General features: G+C 48.1%; 16 protein-coding genes. 7 read left to right on the plus strand and 9 right to left on the minus strand.

The window, feature by feature from the left end; translation table 11 throughout:
- The first annotated feature begins 1 nt into the window (after position 1).
- Positions 2 to 772, plus strand: coding sequence for an ABC transporter permease (locus L3Q72_RS02895; protein ID WP_275131179.1), 771 nt, complete (start codon positions 2 to 4; stop codon positions 770 to 772).
- A gap of 85 nt (positions 773 to 857) precedes the next feature.
- Here L3Q72_RS02895 and panC read toward each other — a convergent pair whose 3' ends face one another.
- The 7 genes from panC to sfsA all read right to left on the minus strand — a co-directional run bounded on the left by panC (position 858) and on the right by sfsA (position 7,055).
- On the minus strand, positions 858 to 1,763 hold the full coding sequence (gene panC / locus L3Q72_RS02900) for a pantoate--beta-alanine ligase (RefSeq protein ID WP_275131180.1): 906 nt from the start codon (positions 1,761 to 1,763) through the stop codon (positions 858 to 860).
- An 8-nt stretch (positions 1,764 to 1,771) separates the two neighbouring features.
- Positions 1,772 to 2,566: a 3-methyl-2-oxobutanoate hydroxymethyltransferase gene (panB, locus tag L3Q72_RS02905; RefSeq protein WP_275131181.1), complete on the minus strand. Its 795-nt coding sequence runs from the start codon at positions 2,564 to 2,566 to the stop codon at positions 1,772 to 1,774.
- A 22-nt stretch (positions 2,567 to 2,588) separates the two neighbouring features.
- Complete coding sequence (gene folK, locus L3Q72_RS02910; protein ID WP_275131182.1) at positions 2,589 to 3,074, minus strand: 2-amino-4-hydroxy-6-hydroxymethyldihydropteridine diphosphokinase; 486 nt, start codon at positions 3,072 to 3,074, stop codon at positions 2,589 to 2,591.
- Positions 3,067 to 4,425: a polynucleotide adenylyltransferase PcnB gene (gene pcnB, locus L3Q72_RS02915; protein WP_275131183.1), complete on the minus strand. Its 1,359-nt coding sequence runs from the start codon at positions 4,423 to 4,425 to the stop codon at positions 3,067 to 3,069. The genes folK and pcnB overlap by 8 nt, the downstream gene beginning before the upstream one ends.
- 168 nt (positions 4,426 to 4,593) lie before the next feature.
- Positions 4,594 to 5,481 (minus strand): tRNA glutamyl-Q(34) synthetase GluQRS, encoded by an 888-nt coding sequence (gene gluQRS, locus L3Q72_RS02920; protein WP_275131184.1) that lies wholly within the window; start codon positions 5,479 to 5,481, stop codon positions 4,594 to 4,596.
- Between the two features lie 79 nt (positions 5,482 to 5,560).
- Positions 5,561 to 6,004, minus strand: coding sequence for an RNA polymerase-binding protein DksA (gene dksA / locus L3Q72_RS02925; RefSeq protein ID WP_275131185.1), 444 nt, complete (start codon positions 6,002 to 6,004; stop codon positions 5,561 to 5,563).
- Between the two features lie 373 nt (positions 6,005 to 6,377).
- Positions 6,378 to 7,055 carry a DNA/RNA nuclease SfsA gene (gene sfsA / locus L3Q72_RS02930; protein ID WP_275131186.1) on the minus strand — a complete coding sequence of 226 codons (678 nt, stop codon included), beginning with the start codon at positions 7,053 to 7,055 and terminating at the stop codon, positions 6,378 to 6,380.
- Between the two features lie 55 nt (positions 7,056 to 7,110).
- Between sfsA and hrpB the strand changes: the two genes are divergently transcribed.
- The 6 genes from hrpB to L3Q72_RS02960 all read left to right on the plus strand — a co-directional run bounded on the left by hrpB (position 7,111) and on the right by L3Q72_RS02960 (position 19,463).
- Positions 7,111 to 9,591, plus strand: a complete 2,481-nt coding sequence (gene hrpB / locus L3Q72_RS02935) for an ATP-dependent helicase HrpB (RefSeq protein ID WP_275131187.1) — start codon at positions 7,111 to 7,113, stop codon at positions 9,589 to 9,591.
- The gene (gene mrcB / locus L3Q72_RS02940; RefSeq protein ID WP_275131188.1) at positions 9,588 to 11,978 is read left to right on the plus strand and encodes a penicillin-binding protein 1B; all 2,391 of its coding nucleotides are present in this window, start codon (positions 9,588 to 9,590) and stop codon (positions 11,976 to 11,978) included. Before hrpB ends, mrcB begins: the two co-directional genes overlap by 4 nt.
- A gap of 14 nt (positions 11,979 to 11,992) precedes the next feature.
- Positions 11,993 to 14,326: a patatin-like phospholipase family protein gene (locus tag L3Q72_RS02945; protein ID WP_275131189.1), complete on the plus strand. Its 2,334-nt coding sequence runs from the start codon at positions 11,993 to 11,995 to the stop codon at positions 14,324 to 14,326.
- A gap of 225 nt (positions 14,327 to 14,551) precedes the next feature.
- On the plus strand, positions 14,552 to 17,149 hold the full coding sequence (gene acnB, locus L3Q72_RS02950; protein ID WP_275131190.1) for a bifunctional aconitate hydratase 2/2-methylisocitrate dehydratase: 2,598 nt from the start codon (positions 14,552 to 14,554) through the stop codon (positions 17,147 to 17,149).
- Positions 17,150 to 17,429: 280 nt separating this feature from the next.
- Complete coding sequence (locus L3Q72_RS02955; RefSeq protein ID WP_275131191.1) at positions 17,430 to 18,761, plus strand: sigma-54 dependent transcriptional regulator; 1,332 nt, start codon at positions 17,430 to 17,432, stop codon at positions 18,759 to 18,761.
- A 447-nt stretch (positions 18,762 to 19,208) separates the two neighbouring features.
- Positions 19,209 to 19,463, plus strand: coding sequence for a DUF1127 domain-containing protein (locus L3Q72_RS02960; protein ID WP_275131192.1), 255 nt, complete (start codon positions 19,209 to 19,211; stop codon positions 19,461 to 19,463).
- A gap of 515 nt (positions 19,464 to 19,978) precedes the next feature.
- On the opposite strand, the gene L3Q72_RS02965 is transcribed toward L3Q72_RS02960, so the two are convergent.
- On the minus strand, positions 19,979 to 20,941 hold the full coding sequence (locus L3Q72_RS02965) for an Abi family protein (RefSeq protein WP_275131193.1): 963 nt from the start codon (positions 20,939 to 20,941) through the stop codon (positions 19,979 to 19,981).
- Positions 20,942 to 21,524: 583 nt separating this feature from the next.
- A complete protein-coding gene (locus L3Q72_RS02970; protein WP_275131194.1) occupies positions 21,525 to 22,559 on the minus strand; it encodes an NADP(H)-dependent aldo-keto reductase in 1,035 nt (344 codons plus the stop codon).
- Between the last annotated feature and the right edge of the window lie 71 nt (positions 22,560 to 22,630).

A 22,630-nucleotide genomic window follows, 5' to 3' on the forward strand; every position in this document is an offset into this window, starting at 1 on the left:
CATGTATAGTTTGTATTGGACAGCATTTAAGAGCCTGCTTGGCAAAGAAGTGACCCGCTTTATGCGAATCTGGGTTCAGACTCTGGTTCCGCCGGCGATTACCATGACACTTTATTTCATCATCTTTGGTAATCTTATCGGCTCAAGAATAGGCCAGATGGAAGGTTTTTCCTATATGGAATACATAGTTCCGGGCCTGATTATGATGTCGGTTATTACCAACTCCTATTCCAATGTCGCGTCGTCCTTTTTCAGCTCTAAGATGCAGAAAAACATCGAGGAACTTCTGGTTGCGCCGGTTCCGCACTATGTGATCATTTGTGGTTACGTAATGGGCGGCGTTGCCCGTGGGCTGGGTGTCGGTTTTATCGTCACCATGGTATCGCAGCTGTTTGTTGATCTAAACGTTCACAACTGGCTTATTATTACCGCAACGGTATTCCTGACCTCGGTAGTCTTTGCTCTGGGTGGCTTGATCAACGCGATTTTCGCCAGAACCTTTGACGATATCTCTATCGTGCCAACCTTTGTTCTGACTCCGATGACCTACCTTGGTGGTGTCTTCTATTCAATCAGTCTGTTGCCTGAGTTCTGGCAGGGCGTTTCCAAAATCAACCCGATCGTTTATATGGTCAACGCGTTCAGATACGGCTTCTTAGGCGTATCCGATGTGGGCATCGTCACTTCATTTAGCGTGTTGTTGGTGTTTGTGGTCGGACTTTACGCAGTGGCGCACAGACTGGTGTCGAAGGGGATTGGGCTAAGGAGTTAAAGTTTTCAGGGCTATGGGGTTGTGGGCTATAAGGCCTGGGGGATACTTTGGCCCCATAACCCCATAACCCCATAACCCCATAGTTTTATGAACTTTGCTCGTCAGCCTTCTCGCTAACTTCCGTCTCCGCTTCAACCGCAGGCGCAATATCCACAACCTGATTATCAATCAGACGGGCCTTGCCAAGGAAAACCGCAATCAGAATCACTGCCTGAGTGGTTTCTTCCGTTACCGGCAGCAGTGTTTTTGCGTCGCGGATAAAGATTTCATCCGGCTGAAGATCGGCAGCTCTTAGCTGATCGTTGGCATCTTCAACAATGGATGCGTAGTCGTTTCTTCCGCCTCGCATCTGGCTGCTGATCCAGCGCATGGTTTTTGCGACAACCGGAGCGCGCTGGCGTTCGTCTATGGTCAGCAGGCCGTTGCGTGAACTCATTGCCAGGCCGTCCATCTCACGTACTGTCGGTACGCCGATGATCTGGATATCCATTGCCAGGTCCAGTGTCATCTGGCGGATAACAGCAAGCTGTTGGAAGTCTTTCTCGCCGAAGCAGGCAACATCAGGCTGAACAATGTTGAACAGCTTAGTGACAATCGTTGCTACACCACGGAAATGACCCGGACGGGAAGCGCCTTCCAGCATCTGGGACAGACCCGGAACTTCAACGAAGGTCTGCTTATCCAGACCTTCCGGATACATGATCTCAGGAGTCGGGGTAAAGACCAGATCAACACCTTCACCATTCAGTTTGCTCAGATCATCTTCCAGTGTGCGCGGGTAGTTGTTCAGGTCATCTGCCCGTTCGAACTGCATCGGGTTTACGAAAATGCTGACAACCACAACGTCTGCGTGCTCGCGAGCTTTTCTGACCAGTGTCAGATGCCCTTCGTGCAGGTTACCCATAGTCGGAACAAATGCCACAGTACGGCCATCCTTTTTGTACTGTTTAATCTGTTCTCTCAGTGCTGATACTTCTTCAAACGTCTGCATAGCCATCCTTAAGCAATTGTGTGGGCTTCACCCGGGAAGGTGCCACTTTGTACATCTTCAATATATTGAGATACCGCTTTACGAATATCGCCGCTTTCAGCTAAAAAGTTTTTAGAAAACTTAGGCATATAGTTCGCTGAAATGCCAAACATATCATGCATTACCAGTATTTGACCATCGGTCGCATTACCAGCGCCAATGCCAATCACAGGTACATCCACAGCCTTTGTGATTCTTTCTGCCAGCGCAGCAGGAACACACTCAAGCAGGACGATCTGTGCACCGGCATTTTGCAGTGCGATAGCGTCTTCAACCATCTTGTCGGCTTTTTCCTGATCACGTCCCTGAACACGGTAGCCGCCAAAAATATTCACTGACTGCGGGGTAAGGCCCAGATGAGCACAAACCGGAACTGCCCTTTCAGTCAGCATTTTTACTGTATCAACCAGCCAGTCGCCGCCTTCCAGTTTCACCATGTTTGCACCGGCTCTCATCAGAGTTGCTGCGCTTTCACAAGCCTGTTCCGGAGTGGCGTAACTCATAAATGGCATATCAGCCATCAGCAGGCAGTTCGGGCTGCCGGCTCTTACACATTTGGTATGGTAAGCCACTTCGTCTACCGTCACCGGCAGAGTGTCAGTCTTACCCTGAAGCACCATACCAAGTGAGTCCCCAACTAAAAGTACCGGCATTTCCTGCTGCTCAAAAAGCTGAGCAAAGCTGGCGTCATAGGCGGTAGAAGTAGCAAATTTACGACCTTCTTTTTTCCAGGATAACAGATCGTTAATTGTAATTTTTTTCATTATTTTTCCTTATCGGAGTTGGCTATGATTGCCAAATTCTGAGTCCGTTTCGGTCAACTGTTTCCAGTAGCTGACTTAACTCAGTCCCACACGGGAGTTTCAAACTTGGTGCGATTTCGGCAAGCGGATAGAGGACAAACTCCCTCTCCTTCATTCCATAGTGCGGAACGGTCAGTCGCCCGGAATCGATCACCTCATCGCCATAAAGAAGAATGTCCAGGTCCAGTGTTCTTGGTCCCCAGCGTTCCTCTTTACGGACACGCCCGTGTTCCAGTTCGATTGCCTGAGTGCAGTCGAGCAGTTCCAGAGGCGTTAATTCTGTTTCGATAATGGCTACCGCGTTTATATACTCAGGCTGATCCTGCGGCCCCATCGGCGTGCTGCTGTACAGCGAGGATGCAATCAGGAACTCTGAGCAGGGCAGCGACTTTAAAGCTTCAATGGCATTTAGCGCCTGAGTTTCGGGATCGTTTAAGTTGCTGCCTATTGCGATATAAGCCTTAGTCATTCGCTTTTTTGCTCTTTTTACTGTGGTAGCGCTTTTTGCGTCGGTAATTGGGTTTAGCCTGACCCAGACCGGTGATCATCACCTGTCTTTTGTTACGGTCAGCATTCTGGAAGCTCTGCCACCAGTTCGCCAGTTCAGCTGTCTCACCACCTTCAATTTTTCCTCTCATCTCAAGGAAGTCGAAACCGGCGCGGAACTTATTCAGTTCCATCAGCCTGAAGGCACGCTTACCACTTCGTCTTGGCAGTCTTAACTGCAACTGCCAGATCTCTCTGATGGTTGCCGTATGTCTTCTTGGAATCGCAAGGTTTTTAACCTGCTGATCCAGAATGATATTGCTCGCTTCAAGGATGGCATCGTAGTAGCTCATACTACGGTGTTCCATAAGGATTTCCGCTTCTTTATTCAGCGGATACCAGAGCAGAGCGGCAAACATAAAGGCCGGGTTAATTCTTTTTCCGTCTTCGATTCTGGCATCGGTGGATTTCAGAACCAGCTCCAGCATCTTCTCGGTATTAGAGTCTTCCGCTTCGGTAAACTCTCGCGCGATAAGCGGGAAAAGCGGTGCGAAAAGGTTGTAGTCTCTCAGCAGGAAGTAGGTAACCAGACCCTGCCCGGACTGAAGCAACTTAAGTGACTCTTCGTACATTCTCGCCGCCGGAATATCTTCCAGCAGATGCGCAAGCTCAGGGATCGGTAGTGCGGTACTTTCACACAGGTCCATATCCAGCTTTGCTGCAAAGCGAATTGCACGCAGCATACGAACCGGGTCTTCCCGGTAACGAACTTCCGGCTCGCCAATCAGGCGGATCAGGCGGTCTTCCAGGTCTTCAATACCGCCAGCGTAGTCATGGATGCTGTAGTCTGCGATGTTGTAGTACATGGCATTGACGGTAAAGTCACGGCGCTCTGCATCTTCGTCGATACTGCCGTAAACGTTATCACGAAGCAGCATCCCTTCTTTAGACTGAGCAGATACGTTCTTCGCCGGTTCCTGATGGTGGCCACGGAAAGTGGCTACTTCGATAATATCTCTGCCGAACATGATATGCGCCAGACGGAAGCGTCGGCCGATAAGGCGGCAGTTCCTGAACAGCTGCTTAATCTGCTCTGGTGTCGCGTTAGTCGCGATATCGAAGTCTTTTGGAGACTTACCAAGTAATAGATCGCGTACACCGCCACCTACCAGAAACGCATCGTATCCGGCATTGTGCAGGCGATAAAGCACCTTCAGTGCATTGTCACTGATCTGCTGTCTCGAAATGTTATGTTCTTCACGCGGAATAATGTTCAGAGAGATTTCAGCTCCTGCGCCGCTGTCTTCTCGGCTGCTTTCGCTGTTTCTGACCAACTTCCGGTAAAAACTGGCAACTTGACTAAAAATAGTCCACCTCGTTTTACTTCTTTTTAATCTGCTATCTTGAATTGCGGCTAATAATAGCTCAGGGGCTGTTATAGTTTCAATGCCGTTCCTGCACTAAGCCCTTATTAGCTAATTACTGTTTATGGCCTGAAAGGTTTACACAGCACCCGAAAACGGTGACGGGATCTCCAGCTTACCGGGCAGTTGACTGACAGACCAGTTGTCGGTTCCCCAGCCAATAATCTCGTCCAGCCGTCCTTCTTCTATACCTTGCGGAAGGTCGAATCCTAAAAAATGCATCGCCTTGAGTAGGGTAGGTTTGGGATGTTGCAAATCTATGGCTTTTGCATGATTCTGCTTGGATAACTTATTACCTGTCGAGTCAATTGCCAGGGGAAGGTGCAGGTAACTGACCGCATCCAGCCCTAACAGCTTATAAAGGCTGATCTGACGTCCCGTGGGTTCTATCAGATCCGCTCCCCGTACCACTTCAGTGACTCCCTGATAAATATCATCAAGCACCACCGCCAGATTGTAAGCGAACAGACCATCCCGTCTTTTAATAATAAAGTCTTCACCGGCAAGGCCCGGTGCGATATCCATAGTACCGTGTCTGATGTCGTTAAAGGTCAGAACCGGCTCATCAACCTTTACTCTTACCGCGCAACCGTCAGGCGAGGATATTTTTTTATCTCTGCAGGTGCCCTGATAGTAGCCACCTGCTGCTTTTATCTGTTTTCTGGTGCACCGGCAGTAATAAGCCATCTCAGAAGTCAGCCAGGTATCGATTTGTTCCTGATAGGCGTCATGGCGGTGACTTTGGAACAGAACTTCTCCGTCCCAGTGCAGTTGATAAGCTTCCAGTGCCTTAAGAATAAGATTAGCAGCGCCTGCCATTTCCCTTGGCGGATCCAGATCTTCCATCCTAACCAGCCAGGTTCCGTTGTTGGCTTTAGCCTGAAAGTAACTGCCCAGAGCAGCCACAAGAGAGCCGAAATGCAGGGGGCCGGAAGGGGATGGCGCAAAGCGTCCAGTGTATTTCATATCTGAGTGCCGGAAATGGTATTAAGTAAAAAGGGAGCCTAGGCTCCCTTTAGTAAAGTAACAAGCTGTCGCTGGCTGCTTAGCCCTGCATCTGTCTCTCTTTCATCTCTGCAAGAGTTTTACAGTCGATACAAAGGTCGGCTGTCGGTCTGGCTTCCAGACGACGGATGCCAATCTCTACACCGCAAGATTCACAGAAACCGAACTCATCTTCCTCGATTTTGTTCAGTGTTTTTTCAATCTTCTTGATCAAACGACGCTCACGGTCACGGTTGCGAAGTTCAAGACTGAATTCTTCTTCCTGAGAAGCACGGTCAACCGGGTCAGGGAAGTTTGCCGCTTCGTCCTGCATATGGTGCACAGTACGGTCAACTTCTTCCATTAGTTGGTTACGCCACGCTTCTAAAATCTTAGTAAAGTGAGCCATTTGTTCTGGTGACATATACTCTTCACCAGCTTTTTCCTGATAAGGTTCAACACCTGCAATGGCTAGGATGCCTAGCGCTTTTTTCTTTTCTGGCATACCACATCTCCTACTTACACCTATAACCAACAGCTCCGCTGTCAAATTAAGGCGGGTATCTATAGCAGAAAGAAAAGCCGGAAGCAAACACAGAGTTTTTATCTCTGCGTTATTGTGAACATCGCATCATTTTCAGCTATTTAATGACGTTTTTTAAACAGTTGAATGAATGCGAGCTTCATCTGGATAACCTTGCAACGCAAAAAGTTTTCCAAATACCAACTTCTTTTGCTTAATTTAAGTCGTTTTTTAATACTTCCACTCTTTATGGTGTAAAGATGGCATTTTTTCAAGTGCAGAGTGCAAAATTCGGCTATTTAAATAGTTTTTTTGTTCTAAAGCACTTACTGGAGGGAGTTGCCTGCTGCTCCCGCTACTCGAAACTAAATTGTGACTTTAAATCTGGCTTATAACTTAACACTTCAACGCCCGACTCAATTGCCTGTTCAAGAAGACTGGCATAGGCAGGATCCACATGTCTGGCCGCTTTTACTGAGTCGATACCTGAATGCAAAATGGCGAATAACAGAACCGCCCTGTGGCCTTCTTTTACTATCTGCATCAGCTCCTGAAGATGTTTCTGACCCCTTTTGGTGACCGCATCAGGAAAGTAACCCTGACCCTGTTCCAGCAGAGTGCAGCTTTTTACCTCAACAAAGCACTTTTCATCCCCTCTGGTCAGCATAAAGTCGATACGGCTGTCACCGTATTTCACTTCCGGGCGAACCTCATAACCAGACAGTGAATCTATCTCACCAGCCATGAGTGCATTACCGACAAACTCGTTAGCTCTTGCTGTGTTTACACAGATAAGGCCGTTCCGCTCAGTCAGCTCCCAGGTGCACTGATATTTACGTTTGCTGTTATCACTTACGCTGTACCAGATGGTGTCTCCGGCACTGCCGCAGTTTGTCATTGAGCCGGTATTGGGCACATAAATGGTAGTGGTCTCACCTTCGCCGGTTTCAATATCGGCCAGAAAGCGTTTATACCTTTTAATCAGTTTGGCGGCATATAGCTTAGGCTTTTGTTGTTTTAATTCAGCGTGCATCTTTTTCCTGTACAATGTGGGCCAGTTTGTTCTGGTATATCACAAGGTTTTTCTATTGTCACAACTTCCCATTCAGTCGGTGTTACCACAACTTCTTGAAAGTGTCCGCTCCTCAAACCAGATAATTCTTAAAGCTGAGCCGGGTGCCGGTAAGTCGACTTATTTCCCTTTGCAGTTACTAAAAACCAATGCTGTTTCGGGCAAAATAGTGATGCTTGAGCCCAGGCGTCTGGCGGCAAGAAATATCGCCACCTATCTCTCAGAGCAGCTTGGTGAAAAGGTGGGGCAGACTGTGGGCTACCGGGTCAGAAATGATGTGAAGGTCAGTGCTCAGACCCGGCTGGAGATAGTGACCGAAGGCATTATGACCAACATGCTTCAGGCCGACCCTGAGCTCACCGGCATAGATCTGCTGATTTTTGATGAGTTTCATGAAAGAAGCATACACGCAGATATTGCGCTGGCATTCAGTCTGGAGATTCAGGAAGCCTTCAGGGATGACCTGAAAATTGTGGTGATGTCTGCAACACTGGATCAGCAGGCTCTGCAGACGCTATTACCGGATGCGGATTATATTGAATCGGAAGGACGCTCCTATCCGGTTGAAGTTCGTTATGCGCCTCTGGCGGTCAATGACAGACTGGTTCCTGCCGTCACTAAGCAAATCAATTCTGTGCTTAACCGGGAAGAGGGTTCTGTGCTTGTGTTTCTGCCGGGCATGGCTTCGATTAAGCAGACGGAGCAGGCTCTGCTGGAGTTAAAACCGGATGCTGATATTTGCCCTCTTTACGGTCAGTTAAGTATCGCAGAGCAGGAAAAGGCGATTTGTCCTTCACCACAGGGCAGACGAAAAGTGGTGCTGGCAACCAATATTGCCGAAACGTCTCTGACCATTGAAGGCATCCGTATTGTGGTGGATTCCGGACTTGAGAGAACCGCCCGTTTTGACCCTAAAACCGGCATCACCCGGCTTGATCAGGTAAAAGTGGCTCAGTCGTCAGCGATTCAGCGTACCGGGCGGGCAGGGCGTTTGCAGGAAGGACTCTGTATTCGTCTGTATAGTGAAAGCCAGTTTAACCAGCAGCCTAAGGTGCCAGAGCCGGAGATACTGCATTCAGACCTCTCTTCACTGGCTATGGAGCTGGCGGTTTGGGGAACTAACGAAGTTAACGAGCTTAGCTGGATGGATGTGCCGCCAAAATCTCTGTTGCAGCAGGGGCGTGATTTACTGCATTCCCTTGGGCTGCTGAATTGTCACAATCAGCCTACGGAGAGAGCAAAGCAGATTCAGACGCTGGGAATCGAGCCCAGGCTGGGAGCTATGCTTCTGGAGTCGTCGGAGCTTGGTGAAAAGTACCTGAATACCGCGCTGGCACTGATTCCTTTGCTCGAAGAACCGGAAAGAAATATTGTTGATATCACCCATTCGCTCTATCGCCTGCAGTCAGGAAAGCATCCTAAAAGCCGGGCATTTGAAAAGCGGGCTTCACTGTTAGGGCGTAAGCTTAGCCATCAGTTTAACTCATCTGAAATTGATGAGCTGTATACAGGTGTTTGTCTGGCGTTTGCCTATCCGGACAGAATCGGCAAACAGAGGGGCAACCGTCACGGAAGCTTTTTGCTGGCTAACAGGCATGGTGCCTTTATTTCAGAGCAGGAACGTCTGGCGGAAGAAGAGTTTATTGTCGCCATTGATTTGATGCGTACGGGCCGCGATGAGAGCCAGTTATTTCTTGGAGCCTCTTTGGATATTCACGCTCTGAAAACCCTTGTGCCTCAGCTGTTTTTTACCATGGAATCCGTTGACTGGGATGAAGCTAAAGGACGCCTGATTGCACAGCAGCTTTACTGTCTGGGAAACAGAAACGGACACTATCTTGTAACCGGAACAGAAATTCTGCCTCAGCCGGATAAAGCAAAAATAGTTGAAGCCCTGCTAAATTACCTGCGCCGGAAAGGCTTAGATGTTTTAAACTGGGATGAGAAAAGCAGTTGCCTAAGAGAGCGGATCCGTTGTGCCTCTGACTGGCTTCCTGAAAAAGAGTGGCCTTCAGTGGATTCGGATGTTCTGCTTGAGAATTTAGAAAGCTGGCTTGAACCTTATATGACAGGGGTGAAAAGCGCCCGGGACCTGAAATCCATTGATCTTTATGCGGCATTAACCTCCTATTTAGGCTGGCCACTGAATCAGGAAATTGATGAACTGCTGCCGGTCAGCTATCAGGTACCAACGGGAAGCCGAAAGAAAATCGTTTATCAGCGGGGAAAACCGCCGGTACTTTCGGTGAGAATGCAGGAGATGTTTGGCGAGCAGGACTCTCCTGTGCTGGCTCAGGGGCGGGTGAAAATAACCCTTGAGCTGCTTTCGCCAGCGCAGCGGCCTTTGCAGGTTACTGCTGATTTGGCCGGTTTCTGGGCGGGAGCTTACAAAGAGGTGCAAAAGGAAATGAAAGGCAGATACCCTAAGCACCCTTGGCCGGATGATCCGGCAAACCATATTGCAACAACCAAAACTAAGCGACAGTTGAATTCATGAGTGATAAAAGAGCACCGGCCAAGAAGGTGACCAGGAAAAAGCCGGCAACCAGAAGAAAACCGGCTTCAAGAACCAAGCCAAAGACAAGGGCAAAGGCGAAGCCAAAAGCCAGGCAGAGCAAAGCGAAGAAAAGCTGGCTTAAACAGATCTGGAGTATCGGCTGGAAGCTGGCTCTGGCAGGCATTGCTGTGCTTGCCTTTCTGGGTGTTTACTTAGATTCAATTGTACGCGAACGCTTTGAAGGACAGATCTTCGACCTTCCAACGGTAGTTTACGCAAGGGTGCTGAATCTGGCTCCGGGAAGCAGCATTAGCCTGAGTGATGTCAGCAAAGAGCTGGATGTTCTTAACTACAGAAAAGTGCGCACCCCAAGAAGGCCGGGAGAGTACTCCTCATCTTCCAGTAAAATCGAGCTGATCCGCAGGCCATTTGAGTTTGAAGACGGCCCTGAACCTGACCGTCATGTGATGTTCTATTTTGACCAGAGCGGTCTGCAGCGTATTCAGTCGCTGGAGCAGAAGGCGGATATGGGCTTTTTGCGTATCGAACCCAAGATGCTGGGCATGCTGGAAAAGGATGTTGAGCAGACCCGCCTCTACCTGAAAAGAGAGCAGTTCCCTGAGGTATTAGTGGATGCACTGCTGGCAACCGAAGACAGAGAGTTTTATCAGCATGACGGCGTTTCACCTCTGGCGATTTTAAGGGCGCTGGCGGTTAATATTAAGGCCGGGCGGACCGTTCAGGGCGGTAGTACCCTGACTCAGCAGTTAGCGAAAAACCTGTTTCTTAGCCGGGAGCGTACTCTGTGGAGAAAGGTGCGTGAAGCCTATATCGCTCTGATCCTTGATTACAGATACGACAAAGACCGGATTCTGGAAGCTTACTTAAATGAGGTCTATCTGGGGCAGAGCCTGGGGCAGGCGGTGCACGGTTTTGCTCTGGCTTCGCGGCTCTATTTCGGTCAGCCGGTTTCTGAGCTGAGAATTGATCAGATCGCTCTGCTGGTGGGTATGGTGAAAGGTCCTTCTTACTACAATCCGGTTAAGCATCCGGAAAGGGCCAAAGAGCGCCGGGATCTGGTTCTGCGTCTGCTGATGAAGCAGGAAACACTGACCGCAGAGCAATACCAGCAGGCGGTAAACCGTGAGCTGGATATTCAGGATAATCCGCAGATAGCCTCAAGGCAGCCGGCCTATTTCCAGCAATTGAAAAATGAACTGAAGCAGAAGGTTGGAGAAGAGTTCCATTCATTTGAGGGATTGAGGCTTTTTACCACTCTGGACCCTGTTTCACAGGTGATGCTGGAAAGGGCGATCAAAAGCAAGATCCCGCAACTGGAGAAAAAATCCGGTAAAGGTCTGGAGTCTGCAGCAGTGGCCGTTGACAGGAAAACCGGTGAAATCCGGGCAATGGTGGGCGGTAAAAGAACCGGGTACGACGGGTTTAACCGCGCACTGAATGCCAGCCGTCCCATTGGCTCTCTGGTTAAACCTGCGGTTTATCTGACCGCGCTTTCAGAGCCGGACAGATATACGCTGGCGACCACCCTGCTGGATGAAAAAATCCGCCTGAAAGGCATTAAAGGTACGGTCTGGGAGCCGAAAAACTTTGACCGTAAGTTCCGGGGAGAAGTGGCTCTGTACCGCGCTCTGGCAAACTCTCTTAATGTTCCGACGGTAAGACTGGGCATGGAGCTTGGGATGCAGAGAGTCATTGGCACGCTGGAAGCTCTGGGTGTCGACAGGCAGGAGATCAGACCGGTTCCGGCAATGTTTCTTGGTGCTTTTTCGCTGTCACCTTATCAGGTGGCTCAGATGTATCAGACCCTGACCAACTCAGGAAAACAGGCCCCGCTTTCGGCACTGAGAGTGGTTAAGGATCTGGATGAGAATATTATCTATCAGTCCATGCCGAGAAAGCGTGCTACCGTGGATGAGCAGGCGGCCTGGCTCACCACTTATGCAATGAAAAAAGCGGTAATGGAAGGTACCGGTCGTTATCTTCAGGGCCGGTATGGCTGGGCGGCTCTGGCAGGGAAAACCGGAACCAGTAACGATAGCCGGGACAGCTGGTTTGTGGGTGTGGACGGCAGAGAAGTAGTGACCGTCTGGGTTGGCCGGGATGATAACAAGCCGACTAAGCTCACCGGTGCCAGCGGTGCTTTGCGGGTCTATTCTGACTATCTGGCTCTGCGCTCGCCGCAGAAGCTGACGCTGCCATGGCCACAGGACATTGCTACCATTGGCTTTAAACAGAACAAAAACGGAGCGCTTAAGCTCGACTGCAACAATGATTTCACGCTTCCGGTATGGGATAAGCAGGGACAGATAAGAAAAGCCTGCAGCAGTTCTCCGGGCCAGTGGCTGAGAAAATTGTTTGACTGGTAATCACAGGTAACTAAATGATCAGAGCAAACCGAATACTAATAAATCTACTGGTTTTGTTTGGCTGCGGTGTTTCAGCGGCTCAGGTTAGTGCGGCTGAAGCGGTACAAAAGGAAGCCGTAGAAAGACCTAAAATCGCCGTTGTGCTGGCCGGAGGCGGGGCAAAAGGCGCTGCGCATATCGGGGTGCTGAAAGCGCTTGAAGAGATGCATATTCCGGTGGATCTGATCACGGGAACCAGTATGGGGGCTTATGTTGGGGGCCTTTATGCTGCAGGGATGAGCGCAGATGAAATCGAATCGCTTATCTATTCCATAGAATGGAATGACGGCTATAAAGACAGAGTCAGCCGGGGTGAGCGCCGTATTCGCGATAAAGCCTATGAGGACTACTACCAGCTAAATACGGATATGGGACTTGGCTGGGGGGAAATCCGCTCTCCGAAAGGTGTGGTGCAGGGGCAGAATATGATGCGTATTCTGCGTGAAAGCTCGGGCAATATTCCTAAGCTGGACTCCTTTGATGATCTGCCGGTTCCCTTCCGCTCAGTGGCGACCGATATCGTCAACCTGAAAGAAGTGGTTCTGGATAAAGGGCTGATAACTGATGCCATGATGGCAAGTATGTCTGTGCCGGGCGCGCTTCCTCCTTATGAGCTGGATGGCGTGCTGCTGGTGGACGGTGGTGTCACCAACAATATGCCGGTGGATGTGGCCAGGGAGATGGGCGCGGATATTATTATCGCCGCGGATATCAGCACCGAATATCTGAAGCAGGAAGATGTGGGCAGCTTTGTGGATGTGGGAAATCAGATCTCCAACTATCTGGTGCGCCGTACCACCGATGAACAGGCTGAACTGCTGACAGAAAAAGATGTGCTGCTTGTACCGGCTGTGGGCCAGATGGAGACCACGGAGTTCGACAGAATGCCTCAGGCCTATCTCTGGGGTTATGAATCCGCCCAGAAAAACGTCAACGCTCTGGCCCGTTATTCTGTCTCTTCCGCAGAGTATCAGAGGTACATAGACGAAAAAGAGGAGAGACGGAGAGAGGTTGAGTACGGTGATGAACTGGTGGTCAGTGACATAGTGCTGAACAACAACTCTCACTACAAAGACGATATTTTGCTGGAATATCTGAATCTGACTCCCGGAAAATCTATCTCAACGGAAGAGCTGGAAAAGAGCATCAGCAAGGTTTATGCGCTGGATAAGTTTCAGCGTATTTTCTATCACTTTGAAAAGGATCAAAATGACGAAACCCTGCTGTTTATCGATATCAATGAAAAAGAGTGGGGGCCTAACTATGTCAATTTCCGCTTCTTCCTGGAAGAGGATTTCACCAGTGACAGTCAGTATGGTCTTGGGGTATCAACCAATTTTACCGGCCTGAACAGTCTGGGGGCAGAGCTTAAAGTCAATCTGGAACTGGGTACTGACAGGCTGGCTTCAGTGAGCTGGTACTCACCATTTTTTACCAGCCAGAAGCTGTTTAACAGTTTTGATGTTATTTACCGTAAAGATGAAAAAAGTACCACAGTAGAAGGGCTGACCGGAGACACTTCGCTGGCTATGAGCGAAAACTCCCTTTCCACAACCTATACCGAGTTTGAGCTGGAAGGGGCAGTGGGTATTCAGCCTACCTTCTGGCAGGAAGCGCGTGTTGGCGGACGTTATATCGAAGGGGATGTCTCTCTGACCAGCCTGCCGGCCTATGGCCAGCTCGACTATATCAGGAAAGGACTTTTCGTCGGCTATACGCTGGATACTCTGGATGATTTCAGCCTGCCGACGGAAGGGGTTCGCTTTAACGCTGAGTACTTTGTTTCTGATGACAGTGTCAGCGGATCTGAAACTGTTGGTGAGGGTGTCGCCTCTTCAACGACTGATTTTGAAGATGACCTGGTGCACGAGTTTGACCTGATGTTGCGCGGCGCATACAGCTTTGGTGACAACACCTTGGTCGGGCATGTGGAATATGGCACGGTAGAAGATAAGTCTGACGATAACCCGGCTATTCAGCCCAAAGAGCTGGGTGGTTTCTTAAGGCTTTCCGGCATTCCGAGAAACAGCATTAACGGACAGAACCTGTTTTTCAGCAGCCTGGTTTACCGCTACCGCTGGTTTGAAAATGACTTTGGCCTGTTTACCGCGCCTGTCTATTTAGGGGCTTCACTGGAGTACGGCGGGGTCTGGTCGGATACCGACCTTTCGCTCGGGGATGCTCCTCTGTACCGGGCTGGCTCTCTGTTTGCAGGAATCAGCTCTCCGGTCGGGCCTATTGTTCTGGCGCTGGGGGCAACCGAAGAAGGGCACGAATCTATTTATCTGATTGTGGGACAGAGTTTTTAGTACTTTAGTCGTAGGAGAGCGGCGTCAGAAGCAGCAAGATTTTAATTTTTAGTTAAATTTGCTATTCTTTCAGCACAGTTTGGCCTCTGCCACTGTTTATTATTATAAAAAGTAATAACGATACCCTGATCGACTGGTTTTGGGTTGATGAGAGTGGCAGGATGCCAAGTTTCCAAGGATGTCCATTTTAATAATAAAACGGACCGCAATGTAGAGGATTATGTCGTGCTTGAAGCCTATCGTAAACACGTAGAAGAGCGTGCGTCAGAAGGAGTTGTCCCTAAACCGCTTAACGCTGAGCAAGTTTCCCAGCTTATGGAACTTGTGAAGAACCCGCCTAAGGGTGAAGAAGCTTTTGTTCTTGATCTGTTTGAAAATCGTATCCCACCGGGTGTGGATGAAGCTGCCTATGTTAAGGCCGGCTTTCTGACTGCTCTGGCTAAAAATGAAGTGAGTTCACCACTGGTAAGCCGTGAAAAGGCTGCTGAGCTTCTTGGTACCATGCAGGGTGGTTACAATATTCAGTCTCTGATTGATCTGCTTGATGATGCCGATCTTGCTCCTATCGCAGTAAAAGCACTTTCGCATACGCTGCTGATGTTTGATGCCTTTTATGACGTTGAAGAAAAAGCCAAAGCAGGCAACGAGTCAGCTAAAAAAGTGATTCAGTCTTGGGCTGATGCTGAGTGGTTCCTTTCTAAACCTGAACTGAAAGAGAAAAGCACTCTTACCGTATTTAAAGTAACAGGTGAAACCAACACAGATGATCTTTCACCTGCGCAGGATGCCTGGTCCCGTCCGGATATCCCGCTGCATGCGCTTGCTATGCTGAAAAACGCCCGTGAAGGTATTGAACCGGATCAGCCTGGCTCTGTTGGCCCGGTTAATCAAATCGATGCTCTGAAAGAAAAAGGCCATCAGCTCGTTTACGTTGGCGATGTTGTGGGTACCGGCTCTTCGCGTAAGTCTGCCACTAACTCTGTGCTTTGGTTTATGGGTGACGATATCCCGTATGTACCGAATAAGCGCGCCGGTGGTTTTGTACTGGGTGGCAAAATTGCCCCAATCTTCTTTAATACCATGGAAGATGCAGGTGCTCTGCCTATCGAGCTTGATGTTTCAAAACTGAATATGGGCGATGTTATCGACGTTTTCCCGTACGAAGGTAAGGTAACTAACCACGAAACCGGTGAAGTACTGGCTGAGTTTGGTCTGAAGACAGATGTGCTGATTGATGAAGTGCGTGCCGGTGGCCGCATTCCGCTGATCATTGGCCGTGGCCTGACTGAGAAAGCGCGTGAGTCTCTGGGACTTGAGCCATCTGAAGTGTTCCGCAAGCCGGTATCGGTTGCCGATACAGGTAAAGGTTACAGCCTGGCTCAGAAGATGGTTGGTAAGGCGTGTGGCGTTGAAGGTATCCGCCCTGGCACTTACTGTGAACCTAAGATGACTACTGTGGGCTCTCAGGATACAACGGGTCCTATGACGCGTGATGAACTGAAAGATCTGGCTTGCCTGGGCTTTTCTGCCGATCTTGTGATGCAGTCTTTCTGTCACACATCCGCTTATCCTAAGCCGGTTGATGTAAACACGCACCATACGTTGCCTGACTTTATTATGAACCGCGCCGGTGTTTCTCTGCGTCCGGGTGATGGTGTTATCCACTCCTGGCTGAACCGTATGCTGCTGCCGGATACTGTTGGTACCGGTGGTGACTCGCATACCCGATTCCCGCTGGGTATCTCTTTCCCTGCCGGCTCTGGTCTGGTTGCCTTTGCGGCAGCTACCGGCGTTATGCCGCTGGATATGCCGGAATCCATTCTGGTTCGCTTTAAAGGTGAAATGCAGCCGGGTATTACCCTGCGTGATCTTGTGCATGCGATTCCTTACTACGGCATCAAGCAAGGCCTTCTGACGGTTGAAAAAGCAGGTAAGATCAATGAATTCTCAGGCCGTATCCTGGAAATCGAAGGCGTTGAACACCTGACGGTTGAGCAGGCGTTCGAGCTTTCTGATGCATCGGCAGAGCGTTCTGCTGCAGGTTGTACCGTGAAGCTTTCTCAGGAGTCTATCGAAGAGTACCTGAAATCGAATATCACCATGCTTAAGTGGATGATCTCTGAAGGCTATGGTGACCGCAGAACCATCGAGCGCCGTATCAAGTCAATGGAAGAGTGGCTGGCACAGCCTTCTCTGATGGAAGCGGATGCAGATGCCGATTATGCGCATGTTATTGAAATTGACCTTGCGGATATCAAAGAGCCGATTCTTTGTGCGCCAAACGATCCTGATGATGCCCGTCTGCTTTCAGATGTTCAGGGTACTGAGGTGGATGAAGTCTTTATCGGTTCATGCATGACCAATATCGGTCACTTCAGAGCGGCAGGTAAACTTCTGGAAAACTTCAGCGGTCAGCTGGATACCAGAATGTGGATTGCCCCGCCGACCAAGATGGATAAGGACCAGCTAACTGAAGAAGGCTACTACAGCATCTTTGGCCGTGTTGGTGTGCGTATTGAAACTCCGGGCTGTTCACTCTGTATGGGTAACCAGGCGCGTGTGGCAGATAAGGCAACGGTTATCTCCACTTCAACACGTAACTTCCCGAACCGTCTGGGCACAGGGGCCAATGTATACCTGGCCTCTGCTGAACTGGCGGCAGTTGGTGCTATTCTTGGTAAGATTCCAACTCAGGAAGAGTATCTGGAATACGCTAAGCAGATTGATGCAAGTGCGGCAGACACCTACCGTTATCTGAACTTCCACAAGATGTCTCAGTACACGGATAAAGCGGAGCAGGTGATTTTTCAGGAACCTGCATAAGTAAAGCCGGAAAAAACTTCAGAGCCCACTTGTTATGAGTGGGCTTTTTTATGGCTGATAATCCGCCAAATTTTCATAAGTTCCCTTGATGATATGCCGTTATGTGCCTAGTCTTACTAATGAGACAGAAAAATTGTCTCGATCTCGATATGGTAAGCAGCAATATGAATATAATTGTTGGCTATATGTTTTGACGCGTAATTCCGGCGTAGAAGACCGGGATAGAACAATAAAGGATGAGCGTAGAACATATCATTATAAAAATTGAAGGAACATAAAAATGGGAACAAAATTCCGCTTGGAATCCGTTCCGGGTTCGCTTGTTGTCGTTGGTGGTAAACATGAGCCGTGGCTTTCGGTGCTTGAGCAGGGTGGTTGGCAGTGTCAGCGCTGTGGCGATCTGCGCAAAGCTGACGCTCTGTTAAATGAAATCGGTCCTTGTATAGGGATTGTGGATCTCAGTCAGGACGAGTTCAGTCTGAATGGTGTAGCTAATCTGGTAAGTCGCTATAAGCATGTCCGCTGGCTTGCGTTTATTCGTGAGTCCCAGTTGACTTCTGATACGATCAGCCAGTTTATTGTTAACTTTTGTATCGACTTTTTTACCGCACCCATTCCGGATACCCAGCTTCTGAGTACTATCGGTCACCAACTGGGCATGCTGACGCTGGAGAGAAAGGTCTGGCCTGATTACGGCAACCGTAAAGATATGGGATTGCCTGGCGAGTCTGTAGCAATGAAGCGCCTGCGCGAGCAGGTTAAGCGTATTGCCTCAACAGATGTGAGCATCCTTGTTTACGGCGAAAACGGTACTGGTAAAGAAGATGTGGCAGAGGCGATTCATCAGCTTTCATCACGTTCTAAAGAGCAGTTTGTTTCTATTAATTGTGGTGCCCTGTCAGAAGCTCGTATGGCGGTAGAAATTTTCGGCATTGGTGCCGGAGAAGATGATCCGGATCCTGCCTTGCTAAAAGCGCATAAAGGTACGCTTTACCTCAATGATATTCTGACCATGCCCCGCTCACAGCAAAACAACCTGTTGCGCTTTATGCAGGAAGGCAAGCTGGAGACCAAAAGAGGCAGCGTTGATCTGGATGTGAGAATTCTGGCAGCGTACAGTTCAGATATTGATAAGGCGATGGCTGATAATGATTTCAGCGATGAGCTTTATCACTACATCAATGTACTGCGAATTAATGTTCCTAGTCTTAAGGAGCGTGCAGGTGATGTTGCGCTGCTTGCTAAGCGGTATCTGCAGGAGTACTCAAAAGAGTATAACGCTCAGGCGAAAGACTTCTCTGAAGAGGCGCTAAAAGGGCTGACTCATTATCACTGGCCCGGTAATGTGCGTGAACTGATGAATCTGGTTAAGCGTGCAGTACTGATGTCAGATACCGCATTGATTGATATTTCTCAGTTGGATCTTCCGCAGAAAGCGAACGGAAAACGCAGCCTGAAATCCATCAGAGAGAACTCAGAACGTGATGCGCTTATGCTGGTGCTGGAGTCTCACGACGGCCAGGTTTCCCCGGCAGCGAAAGAGCTGGGTGTTTCCAGAGCGACAATGTACCGCTTGCTGAATAAACACAACCTTATCACCGAGGCGGTTTAGCCTGTCAATTAACTGGCTGGTAGTGGAAAGTTTTTCATTATCAGTCAGTTGTCAGAGTTAATATCTAATAACCACGAATATTGTAAGGAATACCAGTTAAAAGCTGTGTATTTGCCAGTAATTACATTTATTTGTTGAATATGTAGACGGTTAGATTAGAATCTAATCGTGAACTGAATTTCACAAAACTTCTTTAGGATTAATTAGTTAGCAGGAGGCGTAAGATGAATAACTTTATCGTTAAACATGTTATCGGCGCGCCTGTATTTCCTATGTCATCGCTCATGTCTGTGCGAGCAGACTCTGATATGCGAACCGATCGTAACTAATTGATCCGTAACCCTTGTCTGGCTGCGGAGAAATGGCAGCTAAGTACAGGGAAAGTCTCATTATTCTCCTAATTTAGTCCAAGTCATTTCCCCGGCCCTTAACTGGAGAAATACTACTATGACTCATTCTGTTTATATAAAACTTGCTGCTGTCCTGATTAAGGCTGATCTGCGTCGTGAAGAGCGCGAATGGAAAAGGAAAGTGCGTCGCTCTGTTCATGAAATTCCATGGGAAAACGCTTATCTGCTGCGCGATATCGGCCTGGAAGCCGATGGCCGCCCAATAGGTACCCACTCTGTTCCAGATGCTGTTTTGGTTGAACGCCGCATCCGTCATATCCGCCGGGTTTTACATTCCAGAATTGCTACGTAACCTGAGGGGAGCTAAGCGCTCCCCCTGAAACCTATCCAGCCACTTCTGTTCTCAGGAGTGGCTGTCTGCTATTGTGGGAGAGGAATAAAGATTCATACTAAAAAGGTGGTATTATCCTTTGCTTATCACCTTTCTGCCCCAAAGTTAGTTTCGACCACGGTAGAGGATCATTATAAAACCTAATGATAAACATCTACGATAACGATTTAGGTATAGCTTGATGATCGAAGCACTACGATGGACATAATCAATGTTGTTGTTTTTTTAAAGTATTAGTTGATAGTTTGAGCCATGTCGGATTGGTATGCAACTGCTCTCATAGGGTGATATGCAGGTTTGATCCGTAGATAAAGCGTTAAATGCCTTTAGATTTGGGCTCTTAGAAAAGCGAAAAGCACCCCGCAGGGTGCTCTCTAGAATGCTCAAGTTAGAGATATTGGCGAGAATTTTATTACCAACACTGTAGCCTAACGAGCTAGTGATTGAATTATGGTACAAAGCTACTGTAGTGTCAACTATACAACTCCAGGGAGTATAGTAACTATGCCTCGCTTACCAATAACCTCATATACCTTTGAACTTTTTACTATAGCATTAAAGCGTCTTTTCGCTTGTGCGGGGGTTAGTATATTGCTGTATGAAAGAGATTTGTATACATCTAGCGCTTCAATGCTTGTAAGCCAATCAAAATGTGATTTGTAATGAAAGTCCAGATAGTCGTTTTTTCTATCTTCGGATACCCAGCCCAATATCCGGCACAATCGATCATTTAAAGTTTTCATTCGTTGAATACTTTCTTCTGGCGTTGATGCTGCCGGATAAATCTCTTGGTTGGTGCTGTAGTGTCTAATCTGAGTGAACTTCCAGATAGGTTCGTGGTGAGCAATTCGGTTTCTTAGCTCATTTACCTGACTCAATCGCATTAAAAAGTCTTCTAATGCGTTTTGAGACCAGTAAGTAGAGTGAAGAGCGAAGTGCCCTTTAAGTCCATTGAACAGTGCGCTTTGCCAGTCTATTGAGTTATTCGACGAAGTGTCGCTAATTAAAAATCCCCAGAAACCAAAACTTTGTGCCGCAATTACTTTTCCCGGTGTTGGTGCCGGGTTTTTCGCTATTAATTGATTTCGGTTTCTTCTTCCACGACCGCGTGATTGCAAATGGGTCACTTTGCGAATCATTTTCACTGTCTTAGGCTTCAATTGACCCTGGGCAATCAGGTGCTCATACCAATCATTATCGAATGCATGCCCTTGTTGTCGGTGTGCATTGAATTGGTGAGACAGCTCCCTATGAATAGTATTGCGAAGAGCTACTTCAAAGATACTAATTAATTTGAAAAAGGAGGCTGAGAGAGCGTCATTCCACAAGTACAGCCCTAAGCACTCTTCATCTGAGTTCAGATTAAAGTAGCTACGGTAACTATTGAGACGATCGGAAGAGATCGTGTTAATGGTTTCAGTAATATTGTTAGGTTTCATATGCTTGTGGGTAGAAAAAAGTGCATTATAAGGTAGATTTACGTGTGCGTCTAAATGCATTTAACAAATAAGGATTAAGCGCTGCGAAGCCAGCACTTAGTCCGATTGTTGAACAAGCCCGATGCCTCTATATAAGTAAATTGTGCGATCTGTTCCTGTGGTGATCTGACCTCTATGATTTTCTCAATGCGATCGCTGTCGTAATAAGACTATATAGATTACTAAAAGTTATCCGTAACAGACTAAATTAGTAAAACCGCTGCCAAACTTCTGTCCAGCAACGAGCCAGAAAGAGATGTTACCTTCACCTGCCGCTACAAACCTAGAGTTTTTCCGAGTTTCCCGCATTAATATTTCCATATTCACAGGATTATTTTTCCACTATTCAAATTACACCTTTACTGGAGGGTTCGGTTAATCGAGTGTTATGTTTGAATTGTCGAATTAGTCGAGTTCTATGTAATAAATAAGTCACTATTAGAGTGTTACGAAAATAAGTTAAATTGGCTTAAGTTAAACTAATTTCTTTAGATGCCTTGGAAGTAGCAATTAGTATGAACCTTCATTCCTTTCCTACAGCTATTTAAGGGCACGGGTTGGAATAGATATTTCCTACCTCATAGAGCTCGCCAAGCAACTCTTGAGATAATTTAAGATCTAGGCTGTCAATATTCTCTTTAAGTTGGTTCAGGTTTGTTGCTCCGATAATATTAGAGGCAACAAAGGGCTGCTGATTAACAAAGGCCAGAGCCATCTGAGCCGGACTTAAACCGTACTTTTTAGCGATCTCCACATAGGCCTGCGTTGCTTTTATGCCCTGAGGCGTAAAGTAGCGTGCAAACCTTTCCCACTTGGTGCAGCGGGCGTTTTCAGGCCTTGCGCCGTCAAGATATTTGCCACTTAAACAGCCAAAAGCCAGAGGGGAATAGGCCAGAAGTTCAACACCTTCAAACTGAGCGATTTCTGACAGTCCCACTTCGAAGCTGCGGTTTAGCAGGTTATAGGGATTCTGAATGGACACCACCTTTGGGAGTTCATGTTTCTCGGCCAACTGAAGAAATTTCATCACACCCCAGGGTGTTTCATTGGACAGTCCTATATAGCGGATCTTTCCGGCGCGGACGAGCTCTGTCAGAGCTTCCAGCGTATCAAGGATAGTGACCTCTTCCTGATGATCTGAATAGCTGTAGTTAAGCTGCCCAAAGTAGTTGGACTCTCTTTGAGGCCAGTGAAGCTGGTACAGGTCGATATAGTCGGTTTTTAATCTTTTCAGGCTGTCATCGATAGCCAGATGGATGTGTTTACGATCCAGTTTCATATCTTCGCGGATGTAAGGGATCCTTCTCGGGCCTGCTACTTTAGTCGCAATGACGACTTTATCTCTTTTGCCTGACCGGGTCAGCCAGTTGCCGATATACTCCTCTGTGCGTCCCTGAGTTTCAGGCTTTGGCATGATAGGATACATCTCTGCAGTATCGATAAAATTAATGCCGCGTTCAAAAGAATAGTCAAGCTGCTCAAAGGCTTCCTGCTCTGTGTTCTGCTCACCAAAGGTCATGGTACCCAGACAGATCCGACTCACTTCCAGGGGCGAATTGGGTAGTTTGTGGTATTCCATTTTATTTCCCTGTCTTGTTCTTTGTTTTCAATATATAGGATTTAGCCTGCTGATGTGAAGAGAATGTTATA

The organism is Vibrio sp. JC009, from assembly GCF_029016485.1.
Classification (GTDB): Bacteria; Pseudomonadota; Gammaproteobacteria; order Enterobacterales; family Vibrionaceae; genus Vibrio.